The organism is Bradyrhizobium sp. 45 (assembly GCF_023073155.1).
GTDB classification, from domain to species: domain Bacteria; phylum Pseudomonadota; class Alphaproteobacteria; order Rhizobiales; family Xanthobacteraceae; genus Bradyrhizobium; species Bradyrhizobium canariense_D.
The window spans coordinates 1-1,442 of record NZ_JADPIX010000157.1 but is presented as its reverse complement, the minus strand read 5'-3'; the positions used below and the strand labels follow the sequence as shown (position 1 = coordinate 1,442).

The 1,442-nt window shown below is 59.1% G+C and carries 1 protein-coding gene; it reads left to right on the top strand.

Annotation, left to right across the window (positions count from 1 at the left end; all coding sequences use genetic code 11):
- Window positions 1-48: 48 nt before the first annotated feature.
- Window positions 49-1,269: an IS701 family transposase gene (locus IVB42_RS41715; RefSeq protein ID WP_247285483.1), complete on the top strand. Its 1,221-nt coding sequence runs from the start codon at window positions 49-51 to the stop codon at window positions 1,267-1,269.
- Window positions 1,270-1,442: the final 173 nt, after the last annotated feature.

The following is a 1,442-nucleotide window of genomic DNA, read 5'->3' as shown; positions in this document are numbered from 1 at the left end:
TAGCATTACAGTTGCTTTTGTTGCGGGCTTCTGAATCCATGGGCAACCATGATTCGAATGTCGTGGGCGCGGGCCGCGTCGGTTGAGGCGACGCTTGCGTTGTGGGCGGCGTCGCTTCGAGAGATCAAGCAACGGATACGTCCGTTGTTCACGCAAGAGCGTGTTGCGACGAATGCAGGTCTGTTCCTGGAAGGTCTGCTCGGAGATGAGCAGCGCAAGACCGGTTGGATGCGCGCGGAGGCGGCTGGCGATCCCGGCCCATGGCGGCAGCAGGCGATTCTGGGTCGTGGAGACTGGGACGCTGATGCCCTGCGCGATATCGTGCACGACTATGTCATCGAGCATTTGGCGGATGACGATGCGGTGCTCGTGATCGACGAGACCGGTTTTCTCAAACAGGGCAAAGCGTCATGCGGAGTGGCGCGGCAATACACTGGTTCGGCAGGAAAGATCACGAACTGCCAGATCGGCGTCTTCGCTGCCTACGTTTCGCGTCATGGCCATGCGTTCATCGATCGCGCGTTGTATCTTCCGAAGGAATGGACCGACGATCCAGATCGTCTGGAAGCCACATATGTGCCTGCCGATGTCGGCTTTGCGACCAAACCAAAGCTTGCGACGAGAATGATCGCACGCGCGATAGCCGGGTCTGTACCATTCAAGTGGGTTGCCGGTGATACCGTCTACGGTGTTGGCAACATCGAACAGCAACTACGTCGGGCAGGCAAAGGCTACGTGCTTGGGGTCAGCAGCGCTCATGTGTTTCGATCCTGGGGCAAGCGACCGCCGGTCGCCGGTACGGCTGCAGACCTCGCCCGGACGCGGCGCTCATCCGACTGGAAGCGCCTGTCGGCGGGAGCCGGAACCAAAGGACCGCGGCTGCACGATTGGTGTTATCTCGAATTGGCGGATCTCGAGGCCGAGCAGTCCAACAGTGCAAATGACGGTTTGTGGACACGCGGTCTACTGATCCGTCGTCGCATTGCCGATGATGACCTCGCCTTCTTCACCACCTGGTGCCCAGCGGGAACAGCCATTGAAACGCTGGTCGCGGTCGAAGGCCATCGATGGGCGATCGAGGACAGCTTTGAAACCGCGAAAAACGAGTTCGGGCTCGATCACAACGAGAGCAGATCCTGGCATGGCTGGCACCGTCATGTGTCCTTGGTGATGCTCGCCTTCGCCATGATGGCCGCGATCCGACATCGCGCTAATCCGCCACCGCCCAAAAAAACGAAACGGCGCCCCCCGGCAAAAGCCAAAACATAACCACCCCACCACTGATCCGTTGGTCAATCCAGGAAATCCGCCGCATTGCTATCAGACTTGCGCGGAAGCGGATTCAACCCGCACACATCATCGCATGGTCCTTCTGGCGCAGAGCTCACCAGGCTGCCGCTCAACGCGCCCACTTCAAATCAAAAAAGCAACTGTAATGCTAG

Excerpts from the sequence above, each read along its gene's own strand:
- IVB42_RS41715 (WP_247285483.1), top strand. The coding sequence starts at position 49 with ATGATTCGAATGTCGTGGGCGCGGGCCGCGTCGGTTGAGGCGACGCTT.